Below are 14,705 nucleotides of genomic sequence, written 5' to 3'. Positions count from 1 at the left end.
TCATTAGCGATTGGCGCTGGTTGCGACAAGGGCACGGGCGGCGGCGATATCTGCATGGATCGCCGTCTTGAGCGCCTCCAGAGAGGCAAAACGCTGCTCTTCACGCAGCTTCTGGTGGAAAACCACCGTCAAACGCCGGTCATACAGATCGCCGGCAAAATCCAGAATGTGTACTTCGAGATGGGCCTTGCCATCTCCCTGCACCGTGGGGCGTACGCCGATATTGGCGACGCCGGGCCAGGTCTTGCCGTCGATGTCGACACTCACCAGGAATACCCCGGTCAGCGGCACGCGACGTCGCTTGAGCTGCACGTTGGCCGTTGGCGTACCCAGTTGGCGCGCCAGCTTCTGCCCGTGCAGGATCCGCCCGGCAATCCGGTACGGGCGGCCGAGCAAGCGCTCGGCCAATTCGAAGTCGGCCGCCGCCAAGGCATTGCGGACCTGGGTGCTGCTAACGCGCAAACCATCCATTTCGACGGTCTGCGCCGCTTCGACGGTAAACCCCTGGGCGATGCCGGCCTGTTGCAAATAGTCAAAATCCCCGGCCCGGTCGCAACCGAAACGGAAATCGTCGCCAACTTCCAGATGCTTCACGTCGAGACCATCCACCAGGATTGTGTCGACGAACTCGGCGGCACTGAGCTGGCTCAGGCGCTGGTTGAAAGCCAGGCAAAGGACCCGATCGACGCCTTCGGCGGCCAGCAGTTGCAGTTTGTCGCGTAACCGGGCCAGACGGGCCGGGGCGGTGTCCGGGGCGAAAAATTCCCGTGGCTGCGGCTCGAAGATCACCACGCAGCTGGGCAGGCCCAACTCCAGCGCACGCTCGCGCAGCCGCGCCAGGATAGCCTGGTGGCCACGGTGGACACCGTCGAAGTTGCCAATAGTGGCGACACAGCCCCGATGTCGGGGACGCAGGTTGTGGAGGCCTCGAACCAGCTGCATAACGCGCTTCTTGCTCATAAAGTGGCCGATTATAACCACACCCGGCGGTCGGTGACAGGCAACACCGTAACCCAAAGTGATCGAACCGACAAAACCGCCGTCGGGCCTGTGATCATGGATGAGCGCGCGCTCAGCTCAAGGCCTTGCGGTTGAAGTCGCGCAAACGGAATCCCATCAGCAGCAGCATGCCGAAATATGCCACCACGCCCGCCACGACCAGCACGCCCAGGCGCAGGAAACGCTCAAGCATCTGCCCTTCGCCCCAAGCCGGCATGAAATGCATCCCCGCCAGCAACACCGCCGACATCACCGCCACGGCGACCAGCAGCTTGAAGCCGAACTTGCCCCAGCCCGGCAGTGGTTGATACATCTTCTGCTTGCGCAGCTGATAGAACAGCAGGCCGGCGTTGAGGCAGGCACCCGCGCTGATCGCCAGGGCCAGGCCGGCGTGGGCCAGGGGGCCGATAAGCAGCAGGTTGAACAGTTGCGTCATTACCAGGGTGAAGACCGCGATCTTCACCGGCGTGCGAATGTTCTGCTGGGCGTAGAAACCCGGCGCCAGGACCTTGATCACGATGATTCCGAGCAGTCCCACCGAATAGGCGATCAACGCTCGCTGGGTCATCAATGCGTCAAAGGCATTGAACTGACCGTATTGGAACAGCGAAACCGTCAGCGGCTCGGCGAGAATCCCCAGCGCCAAGGCACAAGGCAGGACCAGCACGAAGCACAGGCGCAGCCCCCAGTCGAGGATCCGCGAATACTCATGGCGATCCTGGCTGGCGTAGGTCTTGGCCAGGGTCGGCAGCAGGATCGTGCCCAGCGCCACGCCCAGTACGCCGGATGGCAATTCCATCAAGCGGTCGGCGTAATACATCCATGACACCGAACCGGCCACCAGGAACGAGGCAAATATGGTGTTGATGATCAGGGAAATCTGGCTCACCGAAACGCCGAGAATGGCTGGCAACATCTGTTTCATGACCCGCCAGACGCCGCTGTCGCGCAAGTTCAGCCGCGGCAGCACCAGCATGCCGATCTTCTTGAGGTGCGGCAGTTGATACAGCAACTGCGCCAGGCCACCCACCAATACCGCCCAACCCAGGGCCATTACCGGCGGATCGAAGTACGGCGTCAGGAACAACGCAAACACGATCATGCTGACATTGAGCAGCGTCGGCACGAAGGCCGGCACGGAGAACCGGTTCCAGGTGTTGAGGATCGCCCCGGCCAGCGACGACAGGGAGATCAGCAATATATAAGGAAAGGTCACCCGCAACAGATCGGAGGTGAGCTGGAATTTTTCCGGCGTATCGGTAAAGCCTGGCGCGGTGGCCCAGATCACCCAAGGTGCGGCAAGCATGCCGGCGGCCGTGACCAGCGCCAGCACCAGGGTCAGCAAACCCGTCACGTAGGCGATGAATGTGCGGGTCGCTTCGTCGCCCTTCTGGCTTTTATATTCCGCCAGGATCGGTACGAAGGCCTGGGAAAAGGCCCCTTCGGCAAAGATTCGCCGAAGCAGGTTGGGCAACTTGAACGCGATAAAGAAGGCGTCGGTGGCCATTCCGGCACCGAAGATCCGGGCAATCAGCGTATCGCGAACGAAACCCAGGATGCGGGAAAGCATCGTGATAGAGCTGACGGCAGCCAACGATTTGAGCAGGTTCATGAAAAGAGTTTTTGCCTGTCGATAAACAGCAGGCGAACAATGCGCCCACTTATGCGATACTCCGCGCCGCTAAACAGCACAGCGCCAAAGCCCGCGAGTTTACAGGTCGCACGCCGGAAAGAAATCATTCGGTGCGCCGCACCTGCCATTCAGCGGAACGTGTCACCCGCCCTTGACAAGACCTCAACTCATCGGCATGATTCGCGGCCTATTTTGTTTGCTATTTCCTAAAAAGTCTTTCGAGGAGCTCGACGGTGGCCAACTCACCTTCCGCCAAAAAACGTGCAAAACAGGCTGAGAAGCGTCGCAGCCACAACGCCAGCCTGCGTTCCATGGTCCGTACCTACATCAAAAACGTAGTCAAGGCCATCGACGCAAAAGACGCTGAAAAAGCACAAGCTGCTTACGTTCTGGCTGTGCCAGTTATCGACCGTATGGCCGATAAAGGCATCATCCACAAGAACAAGGCTGCTCGCCATAAGAGCCGCCTGAATGGCCACGTAAAGGCCTTGAACGTTGCCGCTGCTGCCTAAGCGACGCGCTCGTTAAAAAACCGACCTCAGGGTCGGTTTTTTATTGCCTGCGTTTTGTCCGCACATCGCAAAAAAACTGCGGGAGCAAGCCTGCTCGCTTCCACAGTTTTTTTGCGTAGGTTATTGAGCCCGCGCCCAAGGCAAGATCGGAATCGCCGTCACCGCATTCTGCGGACTGCCCTCGATCACGCGATCACTGTAGACCAGGTACACCAGCGTATTGCGCTTCTTGTCGAGGAAACGCACCACCTGCATGGTCTTGAACACCAGCGAAGTGCGCTCACGGAACACCTCTTCGCCGTCCTTGAGCTCGCCTTTGAAGCTGATCGGTCCAACCTGCCGACAGGCGATGGATGCTTCGGCACGATCCTCGGCCAGCCCGAGACCACCTTTCACCCCACCCGTCTTGGCTCGCGACAGGTAACAGGTCACGCCATCGACCTTGGGATCATCGAACGCCTCGACGACGATCCGGTCATTCGGCCCGACAAATTTGAAAACGGTCGATACCTGACCAATTTCCTCGGCCGAAGCCAGCAATGGCATCGCCAACAGCAAGCCGATCAATCCTTTTGCCAAACCCATGATTTTTCCTTAGACGAGGATCAGGTTGTCACGGTGAACCAGCTCAGGCTCCGCCATATAACCCAACAGACCGACAATCGCATCAGACGACTGACCGATGATTTTCTGTGCTTCCAGCGCACTGTAATTGGCCAGGCCACGGGCGATCTCACGACCGTCCGGCGCCACGCACACCACCATCTCACCCCGACGGAAACTGCCCTGGACCAGCTTCACCCCCACCGGCAGCAAGCTCTTGTTACCCTGCGACAAGGCCGACACTGCCCCGGCATCCAGCACCAACGTGCCACGGGTCTGCAGGTGCCCGGCCAGCCATTGCTTGCGCGCCGCCAGCATGCCGCGCTCAGGTGACAGCAAGGTACCGATACGCTCGCCGGCCTTCAGGCGATCAAGCACCCGCTCCAACCGGCCGCCCACGATGATCGTATGCGCCCCGGAACGAGCCGCCAGGCGCGCCGCGCGCAACTTGGTCTGCATGCCGCCACGCCCCAGCGCACCGCCGGTGCCACCCGCCACAGCATCCAGCGCCGGGTCGTCGGCACGGGCCTCGTAGATCAGCTTGGCATCGGGATTGTTGCGCGGGTCGGCATCGAACATGCCGTCCCGGTCGGTGAGGATCACCAGCAAGTCCGCCTCCACCAGGTTCGCCACCAACGCAGCCAGCGTGTCGTTGTCGCCAAAACGGATCTCGTCGGTGACCACCGTGTCGTTTTCATTGATCACCGGGATGACTTTCAGCTCCACCAGCGCCCGCAACGTACTGCGGGCATTGAGGTAGCGCTTGCGGTCGGACAGGTCGTCATGGGTCAGCAGGATCTGCGCGGTATGGCGACCATGCTCGGCGAAGCTCGATTCCCAAGCCTGCACCAAGCCCATCTGGCCGATGGCGGCGGCAGCCTGCAGCTCATGCATCGCGCTGGGTCGCGACGTCCAGCCCAGGCGGCTCATGCCGGCGGCCACGGCCCCGGAAGAGACCAATACCAGCTCAACGCCAGCCTCATGCAAGGCCACCATCTGCTCGACCCACACCGCCATTGCCTGGCGATCCAGGCCTTTGCCATCCGCTGTCAGCAGTGCACTGCCGATCTTCACGACCCAGCGCTGCGCACCCGTCACCTTGCTCCGCATCATCTTCAACCTTTGCCAGCGAACGGCGCGACCCAGCGCCGCCCATGGGATTATTCGTATTTGCGTTTTACAGATACCAAAACGCCGCTCGATCGAGCGGCGCCTTGGAAACCGGCTGGCTGCGATGATAACACCGCGCTGAAACACTTGAACCTGTGGGAACGAGCCCGCGCCCACAGATCCGATTTCAACCGAGGAGCATCAGTCGCGGACGTAGATGATTTCCGGACCGTCTTCATCATCCACATCTTCTTCGTCCCAATCGTCGTCACCGATGTCATGGACCGACTTGACGCCACTGCGACGCAGGGCACGCTGGTCGTCCAGCGCCTGCAATTGGGCGCGAGCCTCGTCTTCGATGCGCTGGTCGAGCTCGGCCAACTCTTCCTTGTAGGCCGGGTCGTTGGCCAGGCGGTCGGCGCGATCTTCCAGGTACCGCATGATGTCGTGGCAGAGGCGCTCGGTGTTTTCCTTGGCGATGGCCGAGATCACGTAGACCGGACCTTCCCACTCCAGGCGATCAACGATTTCCTTGACCCGCTCCTCGTGCTCTTCTTCGAGGATCTGGTCGCACTTGTTCAACACCAGCCAACGATCGCGCTCGGCCAGGGCCGGGCTGAACTTGGTCAGTTCGTTGACGATGACTTCGGCGGCATCGGCAGCACTGGTTTCATCCAGCGGGGCCATGTCGACGAGGTGCAGCAACAGGCGGGTACGGGACAAGTGCTTGAGGAAACGAATCCCCAGGCCAGCACCCTCGGAAGCACCTTCGATCAGCCCCGGAATGTCGGCGATCACGAAGCTTTTCCAGCGATCGACACTGACCACGCCCAGGTTCGGCACCAGGGTAGTGAACGGGTAATCGGCCACTTTCGGCTTGGCCGCCGACACCGAGCGAATGAAGGTACTTTTACCGGCGTTCGGCAGACCCAACAGGCCCACATCGGCCAATACCTTCATTTCCAGTTTCAGGTCGCGCTGCTCGCCGGGCTTTCCTGGCGTGGTCTGGCGCGGCGCACGGTTGGTGCTGGATTTGAAACGGGTGTTACCCAGGCCGTGCCAACCGCCATGGGCCACCAGCAGACGCTGGCCGGCCTTGGTCAGGTCGCCGATCACTTCCTGAGTGGCGGAATCGATCACCGTGGTGCCGACCGGCACGCGCAGGATCAGGTCTTCACCCTTCTTGCCGGTGCAGTCGGTGCTGCCGCCGTTGGAGCCACGCTCGGCATCGAAGTGCCGGGTGTAACGGTAATCCACCAAGGTGTTGAGGTTTTCATCGGCGAGCATGTAGATCGAGCCGCCGTCGCCCCCGTCACCACCGTTCGGACCACCGTTTTCAATGAACTTTTCCCGACGGAAACTCATGCAACCATTGCCGCCGTCGCCAGCCTTTACTCGAATCGATACTTCATCAACAAACTTCATGACACACGCCTCTCGCCGTACGGACGAGCCGAAAAAAACAAGACATAAGACTCTTGCAAAAATGAGCGCAGCGACCTGAAAACACGCCCAACCGCAGCGCCGACAGCCCATACAAACAGTTTTGCAAGAGACTCACCCCACAAACGAAAAAGCCCCGTCGCAAGACAGGGCTTTTCCAGCGATCTCGCAATTAAGCTGCGACAACGCTCACGTAACGGCGGTTGAACGCGCCCTTTACTTCGAACTTGATCACGCCTTCGATTTTAGCGAAGAGGGTGTGATCCTTACCCATGCCAACACCGTAACCGGCGTGGAATTGGGTGCCGCGCTGACGCACGATGATGTTGCCCGGAATGATTTTCTGGCCGCCATACATCTTCACGCCAAGGCGTTTGGCTTCTGAGTCGCGACCGTTACGGGTACTACCACCAGCTTTTTTGTGTGCCATGAGTTCAATTCTCCTAGTGAGGAATTAGGCTGAAATTAAGCCTGAATACCGGTGATTTTGATCTCGGTGTACCACTGGCGGTGGCCCATGCGCTTCATGTGGTGCTTACGACGACGGAACTTGATGATGCGGACTTTATCGTGACGACCTTGGGAGATCACTTCAGCCACAACGGTAGCGCCAGCAACGACTGGAGCGCCGATATTCACGTCATCGCCATTGGCGACCAACAGAACGCGATCAAAAGTCACGGATTCGCCGGTAGCGATTTCCAGTTTTTCGATCTTCAGGTATTCACCTGGGGCGACCTTGTATTGCTTGCCACCAGTAACAATTACTGCGTACGACATGGTATTTCTCCGATAATCCTGCTCACCCAGCGCTTTATAGGAAGAGGTATTGGCTGGCATGGCTGCATGGGCTGGAAGGCCCGGATGCAATTGCGTAAGGCAGGTGCTGCCCAGGAAGTTCAGGGTGCGCGATTGTACGCAAGGCAACGGAGCCTTGCAAGTAGCGACCAGACACTGTTAAAGCGTCGCGAGCGAAGGGAAGACAAGGAAAAAACAGACGAGGAAGCGGAGTTTACAGGCTGTAAATGCGTATTCCGAGCCTGTTTTTGACGCAGGATTACCGAGCGCAGCAGCTTTAACAGGGTCTGGTCGCGCCTTGACACCTGCGGACGTGGGTCCTAGCATGCCGCGCAACCCTTCTGGAGCGCCTGTCGCTGATGCAACCCCAAGCTTTCTACCGCGCAGTGGCGGACGATTTTAGTGCCGTCGACGGCATCATCAAGAAGCAGCTGACTTCCCGAGTGCCGCTGGTATCGAAAATCGGCGATTACATCACGTCGGCCGGTGGCAAGCGCCTGCGTCCATTACTGGTGCTGCTGTGCGGCAAGGCCCTGGGCCGCGAAGGCGACGACATGCGCCTGCTGGCCGCCACCATCGAGTTCCTGCACACCGCGACCCTGCTGCACGACGACGTGGTCGACATGTCCGGCATGCGCCGTGGCCGCTCGACCGCCAACGCCATGTGGGGCAATGCCCCAAGCGTGCTGGTGGGTGATTTCCTGTATTCACGCTCGTTCGAAATGATGGTCGAGCTGGGCTCGATGCCAGTGATGAAAATCCTGTCCCAGGCCACGCGCATCATTGCCGAAGGCGAAGTATTGCAGCTGTCCAAGGTGCGCGACGCCAGCACGACGGAAGAAACCTACATGGAAGTCATCCGCGGCAAGACCGCGATGCTCTTCGAAGCCTCGACCCACAGCGCCGCGGCCCTGGCCGGCGCCACCGCCGAGCAGAGCGAAGCGCTGCGCACCTTCGGCGATCACCTGGGCGTCGCGTTCCAGTTGGTGGACGACCTGCTCGACTACAAGGGTGACGCCGAGACCCTGGGCAAGAATGTCGGTGACGACCTGGCCGAAGGCAAGCCGACCCTGCCGCTGATCTACACCATGCGCGAGGGCACGCCGGAACAGGCGGCGCTGGTCCGCCAGGCGATCCAGAAAGGCGGGATCGAAGACCTGGAAAGCATCCGTGTCGCAGTCGAAGCCTCCGGCTCGCTGGAGTACACCGCGAACCTGGCCCGAGACTACGTTGCCCGCGCGATCAAATGCCTCGATGCCCTGCCCGCCAGCGAATACCGCGATGCGCTGGTGGAACTGAGCGAGTTTGCGGTCGCCCGTACGCACTGATCCTGGCCGATCAAGGCGAGCTTTTATGGCGAGGGAGCAAGCTTCCTCGCCACGGGACTGCGAACACCCATCCCAGCAACAAAACCCTATATAATGTGCGCCCTTTTGCCCTCCTGATACCCAAGGAACCCTAGTGAGCACGTTGCCTCCCTGCCCGAAATGCAATTCCGAATACACCTACGAAGACGGCACCCAACTGGTCTGCCCGGAGTGTGCCCACGAATGGTCCGCCAGCGGTGAAGTTGAAACGCCGTCCGACGACACAGTGAAGAAGGATTCGGTCGGCAACGTCCTGCAGGACGGCGACACCATCACCGTGATCAAGGACCTCAAGGTCAAGGGCACCTCGCTGGTGGTCAAGGTCGGCACCAAGGTCAAGAACATCCGCCTGTGCGACGGCGACCACGACATCGACTGCAAGATCGATGGCATCGGCCCGATGAAGCTCAAATCCGAGTTCGTCAGAAAAGTCTGAACCTGCTGTACTCCCATCCCGCGCCCCGCGTGGGATGGCGCTTTGCCCTCCCCGCGCCGCCCCCCTCTTGTGCAAGCACGCTCGCTCCAGCCCGCTTGAGCTATCACAACCCATCGTCAGAAAAACAATCGTTGCGCCAATAGAGACTTGCTATTTAGCGAATAAGAATTATTCTCATCGAACCCATCAAGGAGATGAGAACCATGACTTATTTGATCGATGCCTGGCTGGACCGCCCACATCCCTACCTGAGGATCCTGCATCGGGAAACCGGGGAAGTCTGTGCGGTGCTTGAAGAAGAAGCCTTGAGCGAGCTGAAGGACCAAGGAGACCTGGACCTCAGCAGCCTCAATTCCAGCGAGCCGCTGGTACTCAAGGAATTGGTGCGAAACCTGTTCCTGTTCTGTTATGCCCGGGCGTTGCGCCCAACGGGGGATTTCAGCGGCAGGTTCCAGGGATGAAACACTTAGCCCTGTGGGAGCGAGCAAGTCGGATTGCCGCACCATCGCTCCCACAGTTTCATGTCCGGCAATTAAACCGGGCAGGGCCTTACAGGACGTCCAACAACTCGACGTCAAACACCAGCACGCTGTGCGGTGGAATGCTGCCAACGCCTTGAGCGCCGTAGGCCAGTTCGCTCGGCACGTACAGGCGCCATTTGCTGCCGGCATTCATCAGTTGCAGTGCTTCGGTCCAGCCTGGGATAACGCCACCTACCGGGAATTCGGCTGGCTGGCCACGATCGTAGGAGCTGTCGAATACAGTGCCGTCGATCAGAGTGCCATGGTAATGGGTACGCACTTGGTCCTCACGGGTCGGCTTGGCGCCTTCACCCTGGGTCAGCACTTCGAATTGCAGGCCGGAAGCCAGGGTAGTGATGCCTTCACGCTTGGCGTTTTCAGCCAGGAACGCACGGCCTTCGCCAGCAGCGGCTTCAGCCTTGGCGGCCGCTTCGGCCTGCATGATTTCGCGGATGACTTTGAAGCTGGCGGACATCTCGTCCTGGCCCACGCGGCTCGGCTTGCCGGCGAACGCGTCGGTCAGGCCAGCCAGGATTGCGTCCAGGCTCACGCCCGGTGGCGGGTTGTCGCGCAGTTGGTCGCCCAACTGACGGCCAATGCCGTAGCTGACGCGGGTTTCGTCGGTGGACAGGTTAACTTCGGACATCATGCTGCTCCGCTGTGCGGACGGCCCGGAAAGTTGCCGTGCGTGACACAGCGCCTCCCGGAGCGCCCGGAACCAAAAGGGCAAGCAGACTAGCACAGATGCCATGGCGCGGACGAACCGCTCGCGCGCCCTCCCCTCTAAACGACAACGCCCGCCTGTCTCTCGACAGGCGGGCGCTGCTTCAGAATCGCGGCTGGATCTCAGTGCTTGGTCAGTTTGTCCAGGTAGCCCATGGCGAATGCCGACACCACGAACGTCATGTGGATGATCACGTACCACATCAGGTGGTCAGGATCGACGTTCTTGGCGTCCATGAAGATACGCAGCAAGTGGATCGAGGAAATGGCAACGATCGAGGCCGCGACCTTCATCTTCAGCGACGAAGAGTCCATCGTGCCCAGCCAGTTGAGTTTTTCCTTGTCGTCGCCGATGTCCAGTTGCGAGACGAAGTTCTCATAGCCGGAGATCATCACCATGACCAGCAAACCGCCCACCAGCGCCATGTCGATCAACGACAGCAGCACCAGGATCAGCTCGGACTCGGCCATGGAGAACACGTTGGGGATGACGTGAAATACTTCCTGGAAGAATTTCAGCGCCAGGGCCAGCAAGCCCAGCGATAGCCCAAAGTAGATCGGCGCCAGCAGCCAACGGGAGGCGTACATTGCATTTTCGATAAAGCGTTCCATTGAGTCTCACCAGGGCTGAAAAAACGCGGCGAGTATATCAGCCAAGACCTGACCGACAAACGCCGGTCCGGCCCACAGGTGACTGGCCGAGCGTGTTCGGAAACGACTCACTGAAGCGGACGAAACTCGAAACCGCCGACGTTGCGACAGCGACCACCGTTGATTTCCCGCAGTTGCGCCTGCATGTGCAGGGACCAGATCTGCGGATCGTCAGCCAGTTCATAACCATGGGTCGTCAGGTTCTGGACGATGGTGTCGAGAATGGTTTCTGCGGCGGTCGGCCCCGGAAACGGCCCTTGGGCCTTGATGGCGGAAGGTTGTTCACCGGCCATTCCGGCGGCGAAGAGTACGGTCCACATGCCCGTATCTCCAGCCAGCGGGCGGACAGCACATTCAATGCGGGTCACAAGGCCCAGGCATTGGCGAGTGAGGCAAAGGTTGCGCGACATGGCGGCGCCCCTCGGGTAGATCCGGTATTCAGCCCGTGAGCGGGCTGTTTCGATCCAATGATGGCTCTCGTTATCCTTGAACTGAGGATAGGAGAAAAGTTCCAGCAACGAAGGATTTCGAGACCAGAATACGCCGAGCGGTCACAGTGTGAATATTGACGCCAAACTGGTGACGCTTATGGGGAATCATCCACAACAATACGGTGGGAGCGACGTTGCTCGCTCCCACCGGTCTTGCGGCGGTCAGGAAAGCTTTACGCCGGCTTGGCCTCCACCAGCGCCTGCTGCGCCATTTCCTTTTCCGCTTCCTTGATATCTTCGTCGCTGATCATCTCCGCAATGACCCGCAACCGCTCCACTACGCGAGCGTTAACGCTGCCCTCAGGGAACTCGCCGTTCTCGTCCGGCTCACCGGCGGGTTCCCCCACCAGCAGGCTCAATGCCTCATCGGCCTGGCGCACGGCATAGACGTGAAACTGCCCGGCGCGCACGGCGGCCAGCACTTTTTCGTCGAGCATCAAGGTCGCGACGTTGGCCTGGGGAATGATCGCCCCCTGCTCGCCCGTCAGCCCACGGGCTTCGCAAAGGCGGAAGAACCCTTCGATCTTCTCGTTGACCCCGCCCACCGCCTGCACTTCACCGAACTGGTTGATCGAGCCGGTGATGGCGAAGCACTGCTTCAACGGAGTCTTCGACAAAGCTGAAATCAGCGTGCACGCCTCGCCGAGGGATGCGCTGTCGCCGTCCACATAGCCGTAGGATTGCTCCAGGGCGATGCTGGCCGAGATCGCCAGGGGAAATTCCTGGGCATACCGGCTGCCCAGATACCCGGTAAGAATCATCACACCCTTGGAGTGGATCGGCTGGCCGAGGTTGACCTCCCGTTCGATGTCGACGATGCCGCTGCCGCCCGGGTACACCGTGGCGGAAATCCGCGCAGGCACGCCAAACGCCGAGTCGCCCACCTCAAGCACCGTGAGCCCGTTGCACTTGCCCACGGCCGCGCCATCGGTGTCGATGAGAATGATCCCCGCCAGCATGTCGTCGAGGATTCGTGCCGAAACGCGCCCGGTGCGGGTGGCCTTGGCCTTGAGGGCGCGCTCGATGTGGCCGGCGTCGGTCATTTCGTCGCCGGCCAGTTGGCGAATGAAATCCGCCTCGCTGACCAGTTGGAACAGGTCGCCGATACGCGCCGACAGGCGCCCCTGGTGCTCGGCCAGGCGCGCACTGTAGGTGGCCAGGCGCGCCACCGCATCGGCGGTCAGCGCAGCCATGCCCTCCTCCGAGGTACGGGTCTTGAGCAACTGGGCAAACTGCTCCAGGCTCTCATCGCCCATCGGGATGTCTTCGTCGAAATCCACCAGCACGCGAAACATCTCCTGGAAATCCGAATCTAGGTCCTGCAAGGCGTAATAGAGCTGGCGCGCGCCGATGATGACGACCTTGACCTGTAGCGGGATGTGCTGCGGTGTCAGGGTCACCGTCGCCAGGCGACCCAGCTCCCCCAGCGGCGACTCCATTTTCAGCTTGCGCGATTGCAGGGCACGCTTGAGCGCATCCCACACGAACGGCTCGCCGAGCATTTTTTCCGCTTCAAGGATCAGGAACCCGCCGTTGGCACGGTGCAGGGCACCCGGACGCAACTGCCGATACGTAGTGTAGAGCGCGCCCTGGTCGGTGCTGTACTCGATGCGCCCGAACAGGTTGTCGTAGGTCGGATGCGGCTCGAACACCACCGGGGCGCCACCGCTCGCCGGATGGCCGACGACCAGGCTCGGCGCGTATTGCTCTTCCAGCAGCTTGCGGGCGACCGCGTCGGTCTTGCTGTCGTCGACCAACTGCTCGACCACGGTCTTGAGCAGATAGACCTGCATGGCTTGCAGATAACCGCACACGGCGGCGTTCTCGGCGTATTTCTCCGACAACGGCGCCAGCAAGGGCTGCAAGGCCAGGGTGATGGTTTCTTCGTTGAGGTGGCGCAGCTGATTGTTGGACTCGCGCTTCCACTGCGGCAAGCTGGCGAGTTCTTCATTCAAGCGCTCCTCCAGGCCGGAAATATCCTCATGGAATCGCTCGCGCTCGGCCTCCGGCAACTGGGCGAACTCCGCTTCGTCCAAGGCCTTGCCTTCGCTCATCGGTGTGAAGGCGATGTTGCTGCTGTCGCGGTACAGCGCGACGTCTTTTTCCAGCGCCAGGCGCTCGATCACATCGAGGGCGCGGTCGTAGCGCTGGTTGAAGGCGCGGTCGATGGCGCTCTTTTTCTGTTGGTAGGACGGATGTTCGAACACCGCCGGAAATGTCGCCAGCAAGTTGTCGATCAGGCCGTTGATATCGCCTATGAACGTGCCCGCCGTCCCGGAGGGCAGCTCCAGGGCGCGCGGCTCGCGTGGCTCGTCGAAGTTGTTGACATAGACCCAGTCCGCCGGGGTCTGCATGCGCTTGCCTTCGGCCTTGAGGTAGCGTTTGACGAACGAGAACCGGCCGGTGCCGGGCTCACCCATCACAAATACGTTGTAACCGGGGCGTGGCATCGCCACACCGAACTGCAATGCTTCGACCGCACGTTCCTGGCCAAGCACACCGCGGAAGGGCTCCAGATCATTAGTGGTAGAGAAGCTGAACTGTTCAGCGGAAAACGGACGGGTCAGCGCTTCGGGCGCTAGACGCAAGCTGGCAGCAACAGGATCAGGCATCGGGCTTCCTTACATCAGGCGGGGCAGATAGCGGCATTCTGGCGCTGCCCGTACCTGACTGGCAAGGAGCGCCTGAGACCAAAGCATAGTCGAGGGAAAAACCCTGGGCAGAGCCGCGCAAGCAATGGATTTGCCGTAATGTTTTTGCAAAATGTCACGGAACCCTCGGATCGTGCCTAAACTCCAAACTGCGCGGCTGGAACAATAACCGGCCCACTGGCTGCTGTAGGGGCCAGACCCTGTCCATTGGTATGCACATAAAGAGAACATAGCTATGAAACGGATTCTTCTCGGTACTCTCTTCACCGCTGTATCCATCAACGCCATGGCTCAGGCGCCGGGCGGCCCGGATTGCGGTTGGGGCAACATGCTGTTCGAAGGTCAGCGTGGCACCCCGGCTCACTTCCTCGCATCCACCACCAACGGCACTTCCGGCAACGCCACCTTCGGCATGACCTCCGGCACCAACGGCTGCTCGACCAACGCCGCGCTGACCTACGGCGGCAAATCCTGGCTGGCCATGAATGGCATGATGAACGAGCTGTCCGAAGACATGGCCAAGGGTCAGGGTGAAGCGCTGACCACCTACGCCGTGGTACTGGGTGTGGCGCCGGAAGATCGCGCACACTTCTCCGCAGTGACCCATGAGCACTTCCAGCAGATCTTCAGCAAAGCTGACGTGACTGCAGAAGACGTGCATACCAATACCCTGGCCGTGCTGAAAAACGACCCTCGCCTGGCCAAGTACGCGACTCAAGCTTAAGCTCGGCATCACTCGCTCCTTTCGGGGAGCGGGTTTTCTTTTT

Annotated in this window: 16 protein-coding genes; 5 read left to right on the top strand and 11 right to left on the bottom strand. The window is 60.3% G+C overall.

All coding sequences use genetic code 11. From position 1 onward, the window contains the following. Positions 1-3: 3 nt before the first annotated feature. Together ribF and murJ are read right to left on the bottom strand one after the other, a co-directional pair. Complete coding sequence (ribF, locus tag JZ00_RS24500) at positions 4-942, bottom strand: bifunctional riboflavin kinase/FAD synthetase (RefSeq protein WP_039593898.1); 939 nt, start codon at positions 940-942, stop codon at positions 4-6. A gap of 130 nt (positions 943-1,072) precedes the next feature. Continuing rightward, the gene (murJ, locus tag JZ00_RS24495) at positions 1,073-2,611 is read right to left on the bottom strand and encodes a murein biosynthesis integral membrane protein MurJ (RefSeq protein WP_039593899.1); all 1,539 of its coding nucleotides are present in this window, start codon (positions 2,609-2,611) and stop codon (positions 1,073-1,075) included. A 254-nt stretch (positions 2,612-2,865) separates the two neighbouring features. Between murJ and rpsT the strand changes: the two genes are divergently transcribed. Further along, entirely contained in the window at positions 2,866-3,144 is a 279-nt protein-coding gene (gene rpsT, locus JZ00_RS24490) for a 30S ribosomal protein S20 (RefSeq protein WP_020798646.1), read from the top strand. A 120-nt stretch (positions 3,145-3,264) separates the two neighbouring features. On the opposite strand, the gene JZ00_RS24485 is transcribed toward rpsT, so the two are convergent. The 5 genes from JZ00_RS24485 to rplU form a co-directional block, all read right to left on the bottom strand. Continuing rightward, positions 3,265-3,729: a CreA family protein gene (locus tag JZ00_RS24485; protein ID WP_039593900.1), complete on the bottom strand. Its 465-nt coding sequence runs from the start codon at positions 3,727-3,729 to the stop codon at positions 3,265-3,267. Positions 3,730-3,738: 9 nt separating this feature from the next. Then, entirely contained in the window at positions 3,739-4,857 is a 1,119-nt protein-coding gene (gene proB, locus JZ00_RS24480; protein WP_039593901.1) for a glutamate 5-kinase, read from the bottom strand. 201 nt (positions 4,858-5,058) lie between these two features. Next, positions 5,059-6,282, bottom strand: a complete 1,224-nt coding sequence (gene cgtA / locus JZ00_RS24475) for an Obg family GTPase CgtA (protein WP_039593902.1) — start codon at positions 6,280-6,282, stop codon at positions 5,059-5,061. Positions 6,283-6,472: 190 nt separating this feature from the next. Continuing rightward, a complete protein-coding gene (rpmA, locus tag JZ00_RS24470; protein WP_003176049.1) occupies positions 6,473-6,730 on the bottom strand; it encodes a 50S ribosomal protein L27 in 258 nt (85 codons plus the stop codon). A 35-nt stretch (positions 6,731-6,765) separates the two neighbouring features. After that, a complete protein-coding gene (gene rplU, locus JZ00_RS24465; RefSeq protein ID WP_003176051.1) occupies positions 6,766-7,080 on the bottom strand; it encodes a 50S ribosomal protein L21 in 315 nt (104 codons plus the stop codon). Positions 7,081-7,457: 377 nt separating this feature from the next. Between rplU and JZ00_RS24460 the strand changes: the two genes are divergently transcribed. From JZ00_RS24460 to JZ00_RS24450, 3 genes are all read left to right on the top strand, one after another. Then, on the top strand, positions 7,458-8,426 hold the full coding sequence (locus JZ00_RS24460; RefSeq protein ID WP_039593903.1) for a polyprenyl synthetase family protein: 969 nt from the start codon (positions 7,458-7,460) through the stop codon (positions 8,424-8,426). A gap of 133 nt (positions 8,427-8,559) precedes the next feature. After that, positions 8,560-8,901 (top strand): zinc ribbon domain-containing protein YjdM, encoded by a 342-nt coding sequence (locus JZ00_RS24455; RefSeq protein WP_039593904.1) that lies wholly within the window; start codon positions 8,560-8,562, stop codon positions 8,899-8,901. A 203-nt stretch (positions 8,902-9,104) separates the two neighbouring features. Then, complete coding sequence (locus JZ00_RS24450; protein ID WP_039593905.1) at positions 9,105-9,362, top strand: PA4570 family protein; 258 nt, start codon at positions 9,105-9,107, stop codon at positions 9,360-9,362. Between the two features lie 88 nt (positions 9,363-9,450). On the opposite strand, the gene JZ00_RS24445 is transcribed toward JZ00_RS24450, so the two are convergent. From JZ00_RS24445 to JZ00_RS24430, 4 genes are all read right to left on the bottom strand, one after another. Further along, a complete protein-coding gene (locus tag JZ00_RS24445) occupies positions 9,451-10,068 on the bottom strand; it encodes an FKBP-type peptidyl-prolyl cis-trans isomerase (protein ID WP_003205746.1) in 618 nt (205 codons plus the stop codon). Between the two features lie 200 nt (positions 10,069-10,268). After that, the gene (locus JZ00_RS24440) at positions 10,269-10,757 is read right to left on the bottom strand and encodes a TIGR00645 family protein (RefSeq protein ID WP_039593906.1); all 489 of its coding nucleotides are present in this window, start codon (positions 10,755-10,757) and stop codon (positions 10,269-10,271) included. 107 nt (positions 10,758-10,864) lie between these two features. Continuing rightward, a complete protein-coding gene (locus JZ00_RS24435; protein ID WP_039593919.1) occupies positions 10,865-11,206 on the bottom strand; it encodes a PA4575 family protein in 342 nt (113 codons plus the stop codon). Positions 11,207-11,460: 254 nt separating this feature from the next. Beyond that, positions 11,461-13,899 carry a Lon protease family protein gene (locus JZ00_RS24430; protein WP_039593907.1) on the bottom strand — a complete coding sequence of 813 codons (2,439 nt, stop codon included), beginning with the start codon at positions 13,897-13,899 and terminating at the stop codon, positions 11,461-11,463. 274 nt (positions 13,900-14,173) lie between these two features. Between JZ00_RS24430 and JZ00_RS24425 the strand changes: the two genes are divergently transcribed. Next, positions 14,174-14,662, top strand: a complete 489-nt coding sequence (locus tag JZ00_RS24425; protein WP_030140293.1) for a DUF3015 domain-containing protein — start codon at positions 14,174-14,176, stop codon at positions 14,660-14,662. Positions 14,663-14,705: the final 43 nt, after the last annotated feature.

The organism is Pseudomonas frederiksbergensis (assembly GCF_000802155.2).
Lineage (GTDB): Bacteria > Pseudomonadota > Gammaproteobacteria > Pseudomonadales > Pseudomonadaceae > Aquipseudomonas > Aquipseudomonas frederiksbergensis_A.
This window is presented reverse-complemented; position numbering and strand designations above follow the sequence as displayed.

Coding starts and splice junctions, on each gene's coding strand:
- ribF (WP_039593898.1), bottom strand. CDS start 942: ATGCAGCTGGTTCGAGGCCTCCACAACCTGCGTCCCCGACATCGGGGC.
- murJ (WP_039593899.1), bottom strand. CDS start 2,611: ATGAACCTGCTCAAATCGTTGGCTGCCGTCAGCTCTATCACGATGCTT.
- JZ00_RS24485 (WP_039593900.1), bottom strand. CDS start 3,729: ATGGGTTTGGCAAAAGGATTGATCGGCTTGCTGTTGGCGATGCCATTG.
- proB (WP_039593901.1), bottom strand. CDS start 4,857: ATGCGGAGCAAGGTGACGGGTGCGCAGCGCTGGGTCGTGAAGATCGGC.
- cgtA (WP_039593902.1), bottom strand. CDS start 6,282: ATGAAGTTTGTTGATGAAGTATCGATTCGAGTAAAGGCTGGCGACGGC.
- rpmA (WP_003176049.1), bottom strand. CDS start 6,730: ATGGCACACAAAAAAGCTGGTGGTAGTACCCGTAACGGTCGCGACTCA.
- rplU (WP_003176051.1), bottom strand. CDS start 7,080: ATGTCGTACGCAGTAATTGTTACTGGTGGCAAGCAATACAAGGTCGCC.
- JZ00_RS24460 (WP_039593903.1), top strand. CDS start 7,458: ATGCAACCCCAAGCTTTCTACCGCGCAGTGGCGGACGATTTTAGTGCC.
- JZ00_RS24450 (WP_039593905.1), top strand. CDS start 9,105: ATGACTTATTTGATCGATGCCTGGCTGGACCGCCCACATCCCTACCTG.
- JZ00_RS24445 (WP_003205746.1), bottom strand. CDS start 10,068: ATGTCCGAAGTTAACCTGTCCACCGACGAAACCCGCGTCAGCTACGGC.
- JZ00_RS24440 (WP_039593906.1), bottom strand. CDS start 10,757: ATGGAACGCTTTATCGAAAATGCAATGTACGCCTCCCGTTGGCTGCTG.
- JZ00_RS24435 (WP_039593919.1), bottom strand. CDS start 11,206: ATGTCGCGCAACCTTTGCCTCACTCGCCAATGCCTGGGCCTTGTGACC.
- JZ00_RS24430 (WP_039593907.1), bottom strand. CDS start 13,899: ATGCCTGATCCTGTTGCTGCCAGCTTGCGTCTAGCGCCCGAAGCGCTG.
- JZ00_RS24425 (WP_030140293.1), top strand. CDS start 14,174: ATGAAACGGATTCTTCTCGGTACTCTCTTCACCGCTGTATCCATCAAC.